Genomic DNA, 16,722 nt, shown 5'->3' with positions numbered 1-16,722 from the left:
AATGTTACTGAAATATATAATATAATGTAAGTAAGTAACATAATATAAAAGTAGAAGCAGCTGGAAAATGAAAGGAGGAATCCGATCTGTAGAAAGAGGCTGAACTTTTATCCCCCCTATTATTCCTACCCCTACTGTATTTGCACAATTATAAATTTCCAAACCTAAAAGTATATTGTAAAAATAATGGATAATACATGGAAATCTCATAGCGTGATAAGGTAAAATGGACAACATGATGAGAAAATTACCGTTCATAAGATGAGGAGAATACATGTATGGAAGTTGTAGAGGCATTAAAAGATATAAGCCAAATTGAGGCTATGAAAAAGTATTTAAAAGAGCACTCTCAGCGAGATTATCTTTTATTTGTTATTGGAATTAACACTGGATTAAAGATTACTGAGCTACTTAGTATGAAATTTGAAGAGATATTAAATGAAGATGGAACTGTTAAAGAGTTTTATTCTCTTCCTGTGAAAGATGAAAAGTTTAAACAAGATATTTATTTAAATACAAAAGTAAAAGAAGCACTTTTAGAGTACGTACAATCTATTGATGTGAAAAGAGAAAACTACGTATTTCAATCTAATAAAACGAAAAATTCAATTACGCGTCAACAAGCGTATCGTGTAATTCATAATGCTGCTGAAGCGGTTGGGATTGTTGGAAAAATTGGAACGAACTCAATGAGAAAAACATTTGGATTTCACGCGTACAAAAGGGGAATAGCAATTGCGCTATTGCAAAAGCATTTCCATCACGCGACACCTTCAGAGACATTAAAGTATTTGGGAATCTCAAAAGATGAAGAATTTAAAACAGAGATTGATGTAGATTTGTAAAAGCCGTAACTAAAAACTTTAGGAGGCGGAAATTATGAATATTAGAGAGAGTGAATTACCGGGCATTGGCTGTAAATTTGAAGTTATAACAAAAGGTAATGAAAAAATGGTTATCGTTATTCATGATGATGGCCGAAGAGAAATGTATCATTTTGATGCGGATCATGATGAGAGTATTTCAAGCATTTCTCTTCGTGATTCTGAAGCGAGACAAATTGCAGCTATATTAGGCGGAATGGTATATAGACCGCAAGCGTTAGACACAATTGAGATGGCTTTTGAAGGATTATCAATTGAATGGTTTAAGGTGGAGAATCATGCACCAGTCGTACAAAAAACAATTGGTAGCTTACATGTCAGAAAAAAATATAACGTAACGATTATTGCTATTTTAAAAAAGAATATGAAGAAATTCTTTAATCCAGGTCCAGACTCTATTATTGAAGCTGGCGATATGCTCGTGTTATCGGGTGAAAGACATGAAGTGAAAAGAATTATTAATGAATTGCTTTCATCAGGAGGTGATTCATAATCGATGGATACTTTAATCTTTGAAGTTGGAACTGCGTTAGTATTAGTAGCTTTTGCAGCTATCCTCGCTGCGAAGTTAAAGTTCTCGATTATTCCGTTTCTCATTATACTCGGTATGTTAGTGGGGCCTCATGCCCCCGATTTAGGACTTATCGATTTAAGGTTTATTGAAAGCGGAGAAGTTATTTCCTTCCTCGGCCGTGTTGGCGTCATATTCCTCCTATTCTATTTAGGCTTAGAATTCTCAATAAAAAAATTAATTAAATCAGGAAAATCAATTGCTTTTGGGGGGACTGTCCACATATCACTTAATTTCATATTAGGTTTGCTTTATGGATATGTTATGGGCTTCCCCTTATTAGAGACGTTAATTATTGCTGGAATCATTACAATTTCATCGAGTGCAATTGTTGCAAAAGTAATTGTTGATTTAAGAAGATCTGGTAATAAAGAGACTGAATTAATATTAGGAATCATCATGTTTGATGATATTTTTTTAGCTGTATATTTATCGGTCGTTTCAGGGTTAGTACTCGGTGGTGCCACATCATTTGTAGGTGCTCTTACATCGGTGTTAATCGCAGTAGGGTATATGCTACTATTCTTTGTAATCGCTAGAAAAGCTACGCCGTTTTTAAATAAAATATTAGATATTTCCTCAAATGAAATTTTTATTATCGTAATATTCGCTATTTTATTCTTCGTAGCAGGATTTTCAGAAACGATTCATGTCGCTGAGGCAATTGGAGCGTTATTGTTAGGACTCGTCTTTTCTGAAACAGAGCATAGCGATCGAATTGAGAAGCTTGTCGTCCCATTCCGTGATTTCTTTGGAGCCATATTCTTTTTCAGCTTCGGTTTAAGCATAGATCCTTTTTCGCTTGGAGGAGCAGTCTGGTTGGCATTAGGAGCAGTTTTCATTACTCTAATCGGCAATTTTACTGCTGGAATGATTGCAGGACGTAAAGCCGGGTTATCCCATAAGGCTTCTACGAATATAGGTTTAACACTCGTGTCACGCGGGGAATTTTCTATTATTGTAGCGAATATCGGCATTGCCGGTGGCTTAATGGCAGCGATTAAACCGTTCTCTGCTTTATATGTTTTAATATTGGCATCGTTAGGACCGTTAGTAACGAAAGAGTCTGGGAGAATATACTCGCTACTAGATAAGGTGTTTAAATGGAGTGCGAAAGAACGTGCAAAGCGAGAAAAGGAAGTTGGATAGTATAAAGAGGCTGCATGAACTTCATGCAGCCTCTTTATATAGTGTTGCTGTTGTCGTTTTTTGTCGGTAAGTCGATATATTTTAATAATCGCTGATATATTTCGAGAATCGTCGATATATCTTAATAATCGCTGATATATTTCCAAAATCGCCGATATATTTTCAAACAGCAATCAATATAATTTCATTTACCGACAAACCATTATCTGAATTTCATCAACTATTAATCAGTTGCCTTCCTATTTAAAAACGACTACAATTTTACTGTTATAGATGAACGAAAAAATAGAATAGGAGGGGAGACTATGCCAAGGAAAGTATGGCTATTAGTAGCTGGGATGATTATTAATGTCACGGGTGCTTCTTTTTTATGGCCTTTTAATACAATTTATTTGCATGATCACCTAGGAAAATCTTTATCTGTGGCCGGAATGGTACTAATGATCAACTCGCTTACTGGTGTAATCGGAAACTTGCTCGGCGGTGTTTTATTTGATAAATGGGGCGGTTATAAATCAACTTTAGTAGGGATTGTCATTACACTCGTATCGATTTTAGGTCTTGTGTTCTTCCACGGTTGGCCTTTATACGTTGTGTGGCTAGCGTTAATCGGTTTTGGTTCTGGAATGGTCTTCCCATCGATGTATGCGATGGTTGGTACGGTTTGGCCAGAGGGCGGAAGACGAGCATTTAATGCGATGTATGTTGGACAAAACGTTGGTATTGCGATTGGAACAGCGTGTGGTGGATTAGTTGCATCGTATCGTTTTGATTATATTTTCTTAGCGAACTTTATTTTATACTTTGTTTTCTTCTTAATTGCTTTTATTGGATTCCGTGGTATGGAAGACAAGAAAGAGCCAGGAGTACAAAAAGAAGTGGAAACGAAAAAAGGTTGGTCGCTTACACCTGGATTCAAAGCACTTCTTATCGTATGTGTAGCATATGCTTTATGCTGGGTTACATACGTACAGTGGCAAGGAGCGATTGCAACACATATGCAAGAATTAAACATTAGCCTTCGTCACTATAGTTTATTATGGACGATAAACGGAGCGATGATCGTTTGTGCGCAGCCGCTAGTTAGTATGCTAATTCGCTGGATGAAGCGTTCTTTAAAACAACAAATTATGATCGGAATCATCATTTTTGCGGCTTCATTCATTATTTTAAGTCAAGCGCAGCAATTTACGATGTTCCTCGTTGCGATGGTAACATTAACAATAGGTGAGTTATTCGTATGGCCAGCAGTTCCAACGATTGCAAATATACTTGCGCCAAAAGATAAGTTAGGATTTTATCAAGGTGTTGTAAATAGTGCGGCGACTGTAGGGAAAATGTTCGGGCCGGTCGTTGGCGGAGCAATTGTGGATTTATACAATATGGAAGTATTGTTTATAGCAATCATGGTAATGCTTGTAGTAGCGCTTATCGCAACGAGTATTTATGATAAACGAGTAAAAGTAGAAGAAACAGTTGAAGAAAAAATTGCAGTTTAGTTTGACGGAACATGTTCACATGTTTTAGAATATATTTAAATAAAACAACCTTTAGAACAAGGGAGATAGCTCGGCTGTCTTAAGACGAATTCGTTAGTTATTAAAAGTAACGATTAACCGAGAAGCCCCGCTTTAAGTAAGCTCTTTAGAGATACTGAGTGGAGGGTAGTTCAAATTAACTCATATGTGTAATAACAGTGAGAAGGAGTAGTAGTAATAGAAGCTGGTTTAGAGAGTTGACGGTCGGTGCAAGTCAATCCACGTTTCGTTATGAACTCGCCTTTGAGTTGCAGTTGTGAAACTAATAGTAGCAATTGCCGTTAATCCACGTTACGGATCTAAGCGAATGTATATTTGTACATTAATTTAGGGTGGTACCGCGGGAATCTATAACCTCTCGTCCCTTTCTAGGGATGAGAGGTTTTTTGTATTTTGGGCGGTGAAAATAAATAGAATTTCAAGGAGGGTATCTCATGAGCTTTAATCATCAAGAAATTGAGAAGAAGTGGCAAGGGTACTGGGAAGAGAATAAAACATTCCGTACGCCAGATGAGACAGAAAAACCAAAATTTTATGCACTAGATATGTTCCCATATCCATCAGGTGCAGGCTTACACGTAGGACATCCAGAAGGTTATACAGCAACAGATATTTTATCTCGTATGAAGCGTATGCAAGGATATAACGTTCTTCATCCAATGGGATGGGATGCATTCGGTCTTCCAGCAGAGCAATATGCACTTGATACTGGAAACAGCCCAGCTGAATTTACAGAGCATAATATTAATACATTCCGTAACCAAATTAAATCATTAGGTTTCTCTTACGATTGGGACCGTGAAGTAAATACAACAGATCCAAACTACTACAAGTGGACACAATGGATCTTCCTAAAACTATTTGAAAAAGGCTTAGCTTACGTTGATGAAGTACCTGTAAACTGGTGCCCAGCACTTGGTACAGTACTTGCAAACGAAGAAATCATTGACGGTAAGAGTGAGCGCGGTGGACATCCAGTTGAGCGTCGTCCGATGAGACAGTGGATGTTAAAAATTACAGCTTACGGAGATCGTCTATTAGAAGATCTAGATGAGCTTGATTGGCCAGAAAGCTTAAAAGATATGCAACGTAACTGGATCGGTCGTTCTGAAGGTGCCGAAGTACACTTCAATATCGATGGTACAGACGAGAAGTTCACAGTTTTCACAACGCGTCCTGATACACTATTCGGTGCAAGCTACTGTGTACTTGCTCCGGAACATGCACTTGTTGCTGATATTACAACTGCTGAACAAAAAGAAGCTGTAGAAGCTTACATTAATTCAGTAAAAATGAAGAGTGATTTAGAGCGTACAGAACTTGCGAAAGAGAAAACTGGTGTATTCACTGGTGCTTACGCAGTTAACCCAGTAAATGGTGAGAAATTACCAATCTGGATCGCTGATTACGTTCTTGCAACTTACGGAACAGGTGCTGTAATGGCAGTTCCAGCTCATGATGAGCGTGACTATGAATTCGCATCAACGTTCAATCTTCCGATGAAGGAAGTTGTAAAAGGCGGAGACATTACGAAAGAAGCATACACAGGTGATGGTGAACACGTAAACTCAGCATTCCTTGATGGTTTAAATAAAGAAGAAGCAATCGCAAAAATGATTGAATGGCTTGAAGTAACGAGCGCAGGAAATCAAAAAGTAACATACCGTCTACGTGACTGGTTATTCAGCCGTCAACGTTACTGGGGTGAGCCAATTCCAGTTATTCACTGGGAAGATGGCACAATGACAGCTGTAAAAGAAGAAGAATTACCATTAGTTCTTCCGAAAACAGACAACATCCGTCCTTCAGGTACAGGTGAATCACCACTTGCTAACATTGACGAGTGGGTAAATGTTGTTGATCCTGAGACTGGTAAAAAAGGTCGTCGTGAAACGAACACAATGCCACAATGGGCTGGTAGCTGCTGGTACTACCTACGCTACATCGATCCAAACAATAGCGAAGCACTTGTAGATCCTGAAAAAGTAAAACAATGGCTTCCAGTTGATATTTATATCGGCGGAGCAGAGCACGCTGTACTTCACTTACTATATGCTCGTTTCTGGCATAAAGTATTATACGATATCGGTGTAGTTCCAACGAAAGAGCCGTTCCAACAATTATTCAACCAAGGTATGATTCTAGGTGAAAACAACGAGAAAATGAGTAAATCAAAAGGTAACGTTGTAAACCCTGATGATATCGTAGCAAGCCACGGTGCAGATACACTTCGTCTATACGAAATGTTCATGGGACCATTAGATGCTTCAATCGCTTGGTCTGAAAATGGTCTTGACGGAGCTCGTCGTTTCCTAGACCGCGTATGGCGTCTATTCGTTCAAGATAACGGTGAATTAAGTGAGAAAATTACTGATGCACCAAATAAAGAGCTTGAAAAAGCTTACCACCAAACAGTGAAGAAAGTAACAGAAGACTATGCAGAGCTTCGCTTCAACACAGCGATTTCTCAAATGATGGTATTCATCAACGATGCATACAAAGCTGAAACACTTCCGAAAGAATATGTAGAAGGTTTCGTAAAAATGATTGCACCAGTTGCACCTCACATCGGGGAAGAGCTATGGAGCAAACTTGGATACAATGAAACAATCACATATGCAAGCTGGCCAACATTTGATGAGTCTAAACTTGTAGAAGATGAAGTTGAAATCGTTGTTCAAGTTATGGGTAAAGTTCGCGCAAAACTAACAATGAGTAAAGACGCATCAAAAGAAGAAATGGAACAACTTGCACTTGAAGCAATTAAGGACCAAATTGAAGGGAAAACAGTTCGTAAAGTAATTGTAGTTCCTGGAAAACTTGTTAACGTTGTTGCAAACTAATGTATGAAAGAAAAGCTCAGAGCGCTTATGCTCTGAGCTTTTTTGTGTAGAAAATAATTTCAGGATCCCCTTCATCTAAGTTTTCAACTATTCCACTACGTATAAAACCGTTCGCATTAAAAACTTTTTGCATACTTTCATTTGATTCGTTCGTTGAAGAAAATATTTTTTGAGTAGGAGAATGACTTAGCATATATGAGAGTAACGAGCTTGCATAGCCTCGCCTTCTTTTTGTTGGCGAAACGATGATTAATGAGAGGAAAGTACAATCAAAGAAATTTGTATCGTATGTTAGAAAACCGGAAATAGAATTATCTTCTTTTACGATGACGCATCGTCCCTCATCAATAGAGTGCTTAATATAATTTCGTCTACTATCATTTCCGATTACATCAATATCTATATGTACGATTGAATCTAAATCATCGATAGAAGCTTTTGTTACGTTCTTCAATGGAAATACCCCCTAGAAAAAATATTCAGTTAATTAATTTTACCATGAATGAAGAAAAAGGAGCGGAATTCCCATACAGACAAACACCTATTTTTCTATAGGAAATATGATAAAAAAGGTAGGCTAAATTGAGTAGAAGAGGTGAAAGGAATGAAAGGGATGGACAATAATGCACCACATGGTTTTTTCGGAGGTGGTTCGGATAGTTATGAACAAATGATGTTAATGGGAGGAGCTGGCCAACAAGGATACGGTGGTATTCCGAGCTGGATGGGCGGAGGAGCAGGAGGTTTTCCGACATCGGTAGCTGGTATGCAAACTGGAATGCCTACATTAATGGGGGGCTTTTCGACATCAGGGGCTGGAATGCCTACAGTAACAGGAGGCTTTCCAACATCAGTAGCTGGCGTACAGACAGGAATTCCAGTAGGGGTACCAACTACATTCCCATCTTTCGTTGGAGGGGTACAAACAGGATTTCCGGTACCGGGAGTAGGTGTTGTGGCAGGCGGAGTAGGTGGTTATCCGCAAGCTGTTCATGGTCATCATGTACATCACCATCACCACGGTCATCATGGTCATCATCACCACCAAGGTCAGCACGGCCATCATGGTCATCACCATCACCAAGGTCAGCACGGTCATCATGGTCATCACCATCACCAAGGTCAGCACGGTCATCATGGTCATCACCAAGGCCAACACGGCCACCATGTACATCATCACCAACAACAAGTACATCACCACGGTCAACACCACATTCATCCGCAAGCTGTTCTTTATCAAACACATCAAGGCCACCAACACGGTCACCATGGTCATCACCAAGGCCAACACGGTCACCATGGTCATCATCACCACCAAGGCCAACACGGTCACCATGGCCAGCATCACCACCAAGGCCAACACGGTCACCATGGCCAGCATCACCATCAAGGTCAGCACGGTCATCATGGCCAACATGGTCATCAAGGTCAACAACACCAACAACATCAACAACATCAACAATATCAACAGTATCAACAGTATCAACAACAACAATCTTCTCCTTGGACAGGTGGAATTGGGGCAGGAGGAGCAGGGGCAGCGGCAGGAGCAGCTAGCATTGGTGGAGCAGCAGGGCATGCTGGACACGTGGGTCATTAATGAATTGCAGAAAAAAAGACATAATAAAAAACTGCTAGGAAATCCTAGCAGTTTTTTTCAGCTTCTTGGCGTTGACGTTCGATTTCAGCACGAAGTTGTGGCTCTGGTGCTTGCCAGCCTTCAGGTTTTAGAATTTTGCCGTCGCCTTCGCGGAATCTTGGTTTCCCATCAGGGAATAGTTTTGCCATGTTTGCATTATTTACAATTTCGAATCCTTTATCAGGACGTACGCCCATTTCGGCAAACGTGCCGAATGCAAAGTAAATAAGGTCAATCAGTGCATCGTATTGATCTTCAACAGTCGTTGCTTCTAGAAATTCTTCTAGCTCTTCTTGCATAAAACTCGCACGGATTTTTGCGCGTTCTTCTGTTAATTTTGTTGGAGTATTTGTCACAGGATGTCCGAATACTTCATGCATTTTCGCAACAAGTTCGTACCCTTTATCTAGACCTTTTTCGTTTGTCATGTTGTTTCATCCTTTCTCGCTTAGTGCCGAATCTCATTGTAACATAAGGTGATTATGAAATGAAAAGAACATCTTATAGAAAATAAGATGCTCGCCTGTTATTCTTCTTTCTTAATTAAAATGGATAAAATAAGATCGATGCCAAATATACCAACGAGTAACATTGGTATAACGACAAGTAAATAACGTGTGAAGGAAACATTTTTTAAATATGTATGAGCAAATAAAAAGACGCCGAGAAATAAAATACCATTTAAAATAGGCTTTACTAATTTTTTAGACATAAGCTCCCCCATAAATATCTTCTCTCTCTATCTAAAATAAAAACTCCTCTTTCCGTTGTATCATGCTGGAGAGAGGAGTTCAATCATTTCTCATTCAATTACACCAGAATTTGTAATATTTACGGTGTATTTTACAGTGACAGGGACATCTTTGTACAGCTGTCTCCATTTTTCTAATTTGAATGGGCGATAATGTTGCTTATATTTAGCTCCTAGCCCGAGAGGATCAACGCCTAAAGATTTAAACTGCTTAATTAATTTAGCAGCTTGTTTATCTAATTGTTTTTGGATGTTTTTTTCAATGTTTTTTGTGTTCTTGTTATTTTCTAAGTTAATTTGCTTCGATAGTTCTTGAATACGTGCATCAAGATGAACGTGAATGAAGAAAGAAGGCTTCCCGTTTTTAATTTTTATATCGTAAGTTGGAACAGAACGAATATTATTAATCATTACGTACGCGGAATCCGTTTTGAATTCATGTGAATCTAATTTATGTTTCTCTAATAGTCCTTTAAAGATGAACATATCTTTTTCTGCGATTTTCCCGATATATTTATCCTTTTTAAAAAGACCAATTCCGTTGATTTTTATTTTATCACCATGCTTCTTTAGAATGGGAATATAGTAGTCTTGCCCTTCTTGATAATAACGGAATGCTCCTACATGCAGATTATCTGTTGGTAAAGGACCGGTCTCCATATTATGTTCTAACAACTTTTTTATATAAATTGCAACGTTGTATGAAGTCGAATATTTGCCTTTTAAAAGTTCAGTACCATTCCCCTCTAATAAACCAACATATAAAGCGTTCCCTATGTTTACATCTCGAAGTAATGTATCGAATGAAGTAGACATTCCTGTTTTGGCAAGTTTTATCGTATATAGAGCGACACGCATTTGCCCACTAGCAAACGGTTGAGAAGACTCTAACGATGTGTCTGCTTTTACTTGTTTTCCCGCATTTGCGGTGCCTTCAAAAACTTGAACTTTATTTCCTTTTTTCTGAATGGGACAAACGAATGTCACTTTTACTTTTTTATCTTTTGCAACATCAAATACTGTTCCTTGAATAAGTTGTACATCATCGATAATATTTTTTTGTAAACACCCAGTTAGACTGAAGAGTGTTATACAAGAAATAAGTATTAATTTACTTGTGCTTTTGATTTTTTCCATTTTCTTTTCACCCACACAATAATAAATAGAATTGGGATGTATACATAAATGAGCCAAAAACTAACCTTCGATGCATTACTAATAAAGTTATTAATATCGTGTCTGTTTGTTAAAAGTTGCGAAACAATGAGCGTGATAAAGATAAAAGCGATTAAAACACCTCTTTGCTTTACGCGGAATATTTCGTGAGTTGCTCTCATTGACGCCCATAAGGGGAGGATAAAACTTGAAATAATAACGAGTGCATAGCCTGAAATTGCAATATATTCGAGTCTTTCTATAAACGGTAATTGAATGACTTGAGTCATAGAAAGTTGCGGCCATATCGTTTTTAACAATTGTTTTTCACTAAAAAATGCAAAGGCTAAAAGGGTGCTAAATACATATAGAAGATTTGAAAATAGTGCTCCGAGCTGAGCGTATTTATGAGATTGCATAGGCTTTTTCACAAATGGATACACCATGAGGTAAATCTCAAAACCGGTCATACTGTAGATTGACACTTGAGCGGTTTTTAAAATGTCTGAAAAAGAATGGGTGAATATAGGGAGTAAATTATCCCAATGTGAATATTTCAAAACGAATAAGCTTAGAAATAAATATCCTAATGTACCACCAACAGAGATGACGCAAATACCGGTAATTACACGAAATCCAGAAGAGATAATGTAATAGCTAACTAAGCACAAAAAGAGTGTTAACATAAAGGTGGAAGCAGTAGGAAACATCCATACTTGAATAATTTCAACATACGTTCGAATAACCGAAATACTGACGATTAAAAAATAAGCTGCAAAGATGATATTAAAGACATTCCCTATCCACTTTCCAAACGTTTGCCTTTGTAAATCAATTAAATTTCCATTTGTTTCTTTTAATAAAAAATACATCATCCATATAAGAAGATGGATACAGAGCCCTGTGATTACAACGCCCATCCATCCGTCGTAACCAGCGGCCTTTGCGGTGATTCGAGCGAAACCGAGAACGCCAGCACCGAACTGTGCACCGTGAATTAAGAAGAAAACGAAGATAGGAGATATTTGATATTTTTCTTGAACTTTACTCATCGAATGCACCTCATTTCTTAATCATCAAAGTCTGATCTATGTTTTGTTGAAATGCCTTTTGCTGCTTTTTTTACATGTTGTGGTCTTGCTTGTACATCACGTGTATCAATCATTGTTAAAGGGAAACGAATCCAAGAATCTTTAACAGATTGTTGTCTTGTTGGGTAGAACAAAGCGTACGGCTTGCGTAAAGAAGTAAGTCTAAATAGATGGGTAAATAAAAAGATAAATCCAAGAGAAATCCCGAAGAGACCACCTATTTCTGCAAATATGAGAAACGGGAAACGTAGTAATCGAACCGCATTACCCATTTTATAAATAGGTGTAATAAAGGAAGCGAGTGCTGATAAAGCAACGATAATTAATAAAATATTACTCGTTAAACCAGCTTGTACAGATGCTTGTCCGATTACGATACCGCCTACAATCCCAAGCGTTTGACCAACTTTCATCGGTAACCTCGCGCCAGCTTCTCTCAGTAAGTCGATTGCTAGTTCTAAAAAGAGTGCTTCAATTAAAGGTGGGAATGGTACTTGTGCTCTTGATAAAATTAAAGTTTCAAGTAAATCACTCGGAATGAGTTCATAATGATAATTTAAAATTGCAACGTATAACGGTGTAGCGCATATTGAGAATAGAACGGCGATAAGTCGTAAAATTCTTGAAAATGTAGCGTATAGCCAAGAGACGTTGTAGTCTTCTGGTGAAATGAAAAAATCGAAATAGGATACAGGTGTTAGTAAAACACTTGGAGAACCATCAACAAAAATAGCGATTTTCCCATCGATTAGTGCTTTTGTAACTCTATCAGTGCGTTCTGTATTGATATAGAGAGGAAAAATCGATTTTTCACCCATTAATTCTTGTATATAAGCACTATCATTAATTTGATCATATTCAAGAGCGCGTAATGACTCTTCTAGAAAATCAACATTATCTTTTTCAGCAAGGTTGTCTAAATACATCATGACAACTTTTGTTTTGGAAAACTCACCAACAATCATCTCTTTTGTTTGTAAATCCAAAACAGGAAGACGTTTTCGAACTAAATTAATATTTGTATCAATATCCTCTACAAAACCTTCTTGCGGACCAATAACAGTCGATTCGTTTAAAGGAGGAGTTGGTGCACGATAATTATCAATTGCAATATTTGCGAGCATACATTTTTGATCTTGTTGATTTACTTGAACGATCGCATGCCCCTTTAACACCATGTCCTCAATTTTTTGTAAATCGTTCGTAATTGTAATGCCGCTCATCGGAATATGCTCTTTCAGCTCTTCTAGTGAAGCATTAGGTCGTTCTAAAAGAGTAGGCATTAAATACTTTTGCAATTTCTCACCATCAAGAGAAGGACGATAGTAAGAAATCCAATAAGGCATCGTTTCATCGTCAGATGTGTGATAATTAACGAAATCACTAGACTTTTTGAGTTTCTCTATTAAATCTTGTAGAGAATGAATACGATCTTTTTCTGGTTTCGAAAAATCATAAATACTATTACCTTTAGAATTTTGCTGTTTACCTTGATCGGAGTTGTCTTGTTTAGAGCTTTGTTGTTTATCCTGATCAGAGTTGTCTTGTTTAGAGTTTTGTTGTTTATCTTGATCTGAGTAGTCTTGTTTAGAATCTTGCTGTTTACCCTGAGTTGAGTTGTCTTGTTTAGAGTTTTGTTGTTTATCTTGATCTGAGTAGTTTTGTTTAGAATCTTGCTGTTTACCCTGAGTTGAGTTGTCTTGTTTAGAGTTTTGCTGTTTACCTTGGTCAGAGTTGTCTTGTTTAGAGTTTTGCTGTTTACCTTGGTCAGAGTTGTCTTGTTTAGAGTTTTGCTGTTTACCTTGATCAGAGTTGTCTTGTTTAGAGTTTTGTTGTTTATCTTGATTCGAGTCATCTTGTTTAGAATCTTGCTGTTGATCTTGAGAAGATGCGTCTTGTTTAGAACTTTGCTGTTTATCCTGATTTGAGTCGTTTTGCTTAGCGTGTTGTTGTTTATTTTGATCACGGTCATCTTGTTCAGAGTGTTGCTGTTTCTCTTGATCCGAATGATCTTGCTTAGAGCGTTGTTGTTGATCCTGATTGGATTCATTTTGCTTAGTATGTTGTTGCGGACCTTGAGAAGACTCCTTATGTCCCTCTTTTTTTTGCTCGCCATTGTTATCTTTATTATGCTTCATACTTCTAGTCAGTTTTTTGTTATCACCCTCTTGATTGTTAGCGTGTTGCTCCGAGTTATCTGTTTCGTTTTTCTCTGTTGTATTTGATTTTTTTTTCTTACGTAGCCAATTCCAAATCATATGTATGCCCTCTTTAATTGTGTAATATAGTGCTATTTTGTGGCTAATTTTGTATATTATTCATTTATTTATGAAAAGAAGGAGGAGATTGGTTTGCATAGAAAAAATCCTTTAGTAAGCAGTACATACTATGACGAGAAGAGGGCGAGTCTGTGCAAATTGTAAAAAAGGAGAAATTTATTTTAAAGGAGTTTACATTTGAAAATGGTAGGACAATTCCTGTTCAAATGGGGTATGAGACTTATGGTACTTTAAATAGAGAAAGGTCAAATGCGATTTTGGTTTGTCATTATTTTAGTGCAACTAGTCACGCAGCAGGAAAATATACAGCGCATGATGAGGAGTCTGGCTGGTGGGACGGTTTAATTGGACCGGGAAAAGCAATTGATACAAATAAATACTTTGTTATCTGTACTGATAATCTTTGTAATGTGCAGGTGAAGAACCCGTATGTAATTACAACGGGACCGAAATCGATTAATCCAAAAACTGGAGATGAATATGCGATGGATTTTCCGGTTTTTACATTTCTTGATGTAGCTCGTATGCAATATGAGTTAATAAAAGATATGGGAATCGCAAGGCTACATGCTGTAATGGGGCCGTCAGCTGGCGGGATGATTGCGCAGCAATGGGCTGTTCATTATCCTCATATGGTAGAGCGGATGATTGGTGTTATTACGAACCCGCAAAATCCAATTATTACGTCGGTAAATGTAGCGCAAAATGCAATTGAGGCTATCGAGCTGGATCCAAGTTGGAAGGGCGGAAAATATGGAGAAGAGCAGCCAATGAAGGGGCTTCATTTAGCAAATAGAATGATGTTTATGAACGCGTTTGACGAGCATTTTTACGAAACGACATTTCCTCGTAATAGTATAGAGAAAGAGCCTTATGAAACATTTTCTGCATTAACATCATTTGAGAAAGAAATTAACAAAGTGACAAATAGAAGTATAGCTTTAGTTGATGCAAATTCATGGATGTATACCGCGAAAGCAGTTTTATTACATGATATTGCGCATGGATTTTCGTCTTTAGAAGAGGCACTGTCTAATATAGAAGCAAATGTACTTATGATTCCGTGTAAACAAGATTTGCTTCAGCCGTCACGTTATAATTACAAAATGGTAGACATGTTGCAAAAACAAGGGAAGTATGCGGAAGTGTATGAGATAGAAAGTATAAATGGACATATGGCGGGAGCATTTGATATTCATTTATTTGAAAAGAAAGTTTATGAATTTTTAAATCGGAAAGTGTCTAGTTTTGTGTAGAAAATAAATGATGTGAAAAAGGTGCAATGTATGTAGTAGGCACCTTTTTTTACATGATTTGTAGGCGAAAAATATATGTGGCAATTGCTATACCGAAGAATGCGATACTAAGCAATAGAAATAAGAATGACATTTCTTGTGGTGATTTTATCTTTCTATTATTTTTCATACTAAGTGCAATAATTGCAGCGATTAAGAAAATGATGCCCATAATGAAAAGGAAAAGTGTCATTTTCATTGGCTCCTTTCATAAAACAAGTATATTGAGGATACAATGCAAGGGTTATGTTTGTAAAGAATAAGTTTTGCGAGAAAATTGAGAAATAGTTTTTCGATTCTTTGCGTTCTTTCTTTCGCGTGCTAAAATTGATAGAGAATGTTCGTTAAAAAAGAAAATAAAGGTTTTATTTTATATAAGGAGGAACAACATATGACAGAAGTTAAAACAATTACTACAGAAGAGGTGCAAGAGCGTTTAGAAAAAGGAGAAACGTTATTTTTAGTAGACGTAAGGGAAGATGAAGAAGTAGCGGCAGGAAAAATTCCAGAAGCTGTACATATTAAAATGGGCGATATCCCAAATAAAGTAGATTTCTTTGATAAAGAGAATGAATATATCTTTATTTGTCGTTCGGGAATGCGCAGTGAAAATGTATGCCATTATTTAAATGAGCAAGGATTTAAAACAGTGAACATGGTAGGCGGCATGCTTCAATATGAAGGAGAAACGAAATAAGTAGTTTAAAAAACTTGAAACGAGTCTGTTTCAAGTTTTTTTCTTTTGCATACAGTGTACAAAAGGGGGATAGGTAAATGGGGATTAATATGCGTAAAGTGAAAATTATTAACAATACAGGAGCCGTTAATGTTGGCGACTGTTATAATATCGCGCCTTTTGCTGTATCGAAAGCTTATGCGGGTGCTGGAGGATCAAGTGCGGCTATTTTTTTAAATGGAAAAAGGCAGCCACCAGAGGTGATTCGAACATCAGTATTTCTTCCACCATTATCAACGAGTACACGTACATTGGGTTAATAAAGGAAAGGTAGAGTGTTAGTATGCCAGCACATATAAAAGAGTTTGTTATTGTGAATAACACTGGGAATATATTTACGGGTGATAATTTGAGTGATACGTCATTTACTGCTTCGAAATCCTATAGTGGTTCAATGGGATGCACTTGGATTGACGTTGTTACAGTAATAGGGACGGAAACGAAGCTTTGTTTACAGCCGGGTGATTCGGTGACGACAACATATACAAGAGGCACCCCTGCTGGTACTGTAACAGGAACAAATATGGGGCAAAGTGTAAATGCATCGGGTATAGCACAAGCTGTCCCTAATACAGATAATATGGATTCAGTTGCTGGACTCCCCTAAAATCATAGGGGAGTTTTTTATTTGTAAGAAGAGCTTATGTAGCATGAAAAGCAGAGTAATTGTTTGAAAAATAGTATTGGAAACCTCTTTGGAAAATACAATTCAAATAGAAGGTGATTTTTTATCCCACTTTAATGGGCAGTAAGATTCCCACTCAAAATTCAGCGGAAGCAAAGAAGTTAGG

The 16,722-nt window shown here is 37.4% G+C and carries 17 protein-coding genes and 1 other annotated feature; of the genes, 10 read left to right on the top strand and 7 right to left on the bottom strand.

The window, feature by feature from the left end; genetic code table 11:
* Positions 1-278 precede the first annotated feature (278 nt).
* The 5 genes from MKY00_RS23890 (at position 279) to leuS (ending at position 6,985) form a co-directional block, all read left to right on the top strand.
* Positions 279-845 carry a tyrosine-type recombinase/integrase gene (locus MKY00_RS23890; RefSeq protein ID WP_000454214.1) on the top strand — a complete coding sequence of 189 codons (567 nt, stop codon included), beginning with the start codon at positions 279-281 and terminating at the stop codon, positions 843-845.
* A 34-nt stretch (positions 846-879) separates the two neighbouring features.
* Positions 880-1,377, top strand: coding sequence for a cation:proton antiporter regulatory subunit (locus MKY00_RS23885; RefSeq protein WP_016718714.1), 498 nt, complete (start codon positions 880-882; stop codon positions 1,375-1,377).
* Between the two features lie 3 nt (positions 1,378-1,380).
* A complete protein-coding gene (locus MKY00_RS23880; protein WP_016718713.1) occupies positions 1,381-2,604 on the top strand; it encodes a cation:proton antiporter in 1,224 nt (407 codons plus the stop codon).
* A 305-nt stretch (positions 2,605-2,909) separates the two neighbouring features.
* Positions 2,910-4,103, top strand: coding sequence for an MDR family MFS transporter (locus MKY00_RS23875; protein ID WP_016718712.1), 1,194 nt, complete (start codon positions 2,910-2,912; stop codon positions 4,101-4,103).
* A gap of 188 nt (positions 4,104-4,291) precedes the next feature.
* Positions 4,292-4,511, top strand: a binding site (T-box leader).
* 65 nt (positions 4,512-4,576) lie between these two features.
* Complete coding sequence (leuS, locus tag MKY00_RS23870; RefSeq protein ID WP_000009457.1) at positions 4,577-6,985, top strand: leucine--tRNA ligase; 2,409 nt, start codon at positions 4,577-4,579, stop codon at positions 6,983-6,985.
* A 25-nt stretch (positions 6,986-7,010) separates the two neighbouring features.
* On the opposite strand, the gene MKY00_RS23865 is transcribed toward leuS, so the two are convergent.
* A complete protein-coding gene (locus MKY00_RS23865) occupies positions 7,011-7,439 on the bottom strand; it encodes a GNAT family N-acetyltransferase (protein WP_000800320.1) in 429 nt (142 codons plus the stop codon).
* A gap of 150 nt (positions 7,440-7,589) precedes the next feature.
* On the opposite strand from MKY00_RS23865, the gene MKY00_RS23860 reads away from it, so the two are divergent.
* Positions 7,590-8,585, top strand: coding sequence for a hypothetical protein (locus MKY00_RS23860; RefSeq protein WP_074585812.1), 996 nt, complete (start codon positions 7,590-7,592; stop codon positions 8,583-8,585).
* Between the two features lie 44 nt (positions 8,586-8,629).
* On the opposite strand, the gene MKY00_RS23855 is transcribed toward MKY00_RS23860, so the two are convergent.
* The 5 genes from MKY00_RS23855 to MKY00_RS23835 form a co-directional block, all read right to left on the bottom strand.
* Complete coding sequence (locus MKY00_RS23855) at positions 8,630-9,052, bottom strand: hypothetical protein (protein WP_000180554.1); 423 nt, start codon at positions 9,050-9,052, stop codon at positions 8,630-8,632.
* Between the two features lie 98 nt (positions 9,053-9,150).
* Positions 9,151-9,336 (bottom strand): hypothetical protein, encoded by a 186-nt coding sequence (locus tag MKY00_RS23850; RefSeq protein WP_000038779.1) that lies wholly within the window; start codon positions 9,334-9,336, stop codon positions 9,151-9,153.
* Between the two features lie 90 nt (positions 9,337-9,426).
* On the bottom strand, positions 9,427-10,512 hold the full coding sequence (gene gerHC / locus MKY00_RS23845) for a spore germination protein GerHC (RefSeq protein WP_341035291.1): 1,086 nt from the start codon (positions 10,510-10,512) through the stop codon (positions 9,427-9,429).
* Positions 10,482-11,582: a spore germination protein gene (locus tag MKY00_RS23840; protein WP_016718708.1), complete on the bottom strand. Its 1,101-nt coding sequence runs from the start codon at positions 11,580-11,582 to the stop codon at positions 10,482-10,484. Before MKY00_RS23840 ends, gerHC begins: the two co-directional genes overlap by 31 nt.
* Positions 11,583-11,599: 17 nt before the next feature.
* Entirely contained in the window at positions 11,600-13,879 is a 2,280-nt protein-coding gene (locus MKY00_RS23835) for a spore germination protein (protein WP_341035290.1), read from the bottom strand.
* A gap of 152 nt (positions 13,880-14,031) precedes the next feature.
* On the opposite strand from MKY00_RS23835, the gene MKY00_RS23830 reads away from it, so the two are divergent.
* The gene (locus MKY00_RS23830) at positions 14,032-15,156 is read left to right on the top strand and encodes an alpha/beta fold hydrolase (protein WP_016718707.1); all 1,125 of its coding nucleotides are present in this window, start codon (positions 14,032-14,034) and stop codon (positions 15,154-15,156) included.
* Positions 15,157-15,205: 49 nt separating this feature from the next.
* Here MKY00_RS23830 and MKY00_RS23825 read toward each other — a convergent pair whose 3' ends face one another.
* Positions 15,206-15,388, bottom strand: a complete 183-nt coding sequence (locus MKY00_RS23825) for a hypothetical protein (RefSeq protein WP_000171883.1) — start codon at positions 15,386-15,388, stop codon at positions 15,206-15,208.
* Between the two features lie 198 nt (positions 15,389-15,586).
* On the opposite strand from MKY00_RS23825, the gene MKY00_RS23820 reads away from it, so the two are divergent.
* From MKY00_RS23820 to MKY00_RS23810, 3 genes are all read left to right on the top strand, one after another.
* The gene (locus MKY00_RS23820) at positions 15,587-15,892 is read left to right on the top strand and encodes a rhodanese-like domain-containing protein (RefSeq protein WP_000141203.1); all 306 of its coding nucleotides are present in this window, start codon (positions 15,587-15,589) and stop codon (positions 15,890-15,892) included.
* Between the two features lie 77 nt (positions 15,893-15,969).
* Positions 15,970-16,191 carry a spore germination protein gene (locus tag MKY00_RS23815; RefSeq protein ID WP_000512597.1) on the top strand — a complete coding sequence of 74 codons (222 nt, stop codon included), beginning with the start codon at positions 15,970-15,972 and terminating at the stop codon, positions 16,189-16,191.
* A gap of 23 nt (positions 16,192-16,214) precedes the next feature.
* Positions 16,215-16,538, top strand: coding sequence for a hypothetical protein (locus MKY00_RS23810; protein ID WP_001110853.1), 324 nt, complete (start codon positions 16,215-16,217; stop codon positions 16,536-16,538).
* Positions 16,539-16,722 lie beyond the last annotated feature (184 nt).

It is taken from the genome of Bacillus sp. FSL R9-9834, assembly GCF_038006905.1.
In the GTDB taxonomy this organism is placed as follows: domain Bacteria; phylum Bacillota; class Bacilli; order Bacillales; family Bacillaceae_G; genus Bacillus_A; species Bacillus_A pacificus.
Note: the sequence above shows the minus strand (reverse complement) of the source record. Positions and strands in the feature narration are given on the sequence as shown.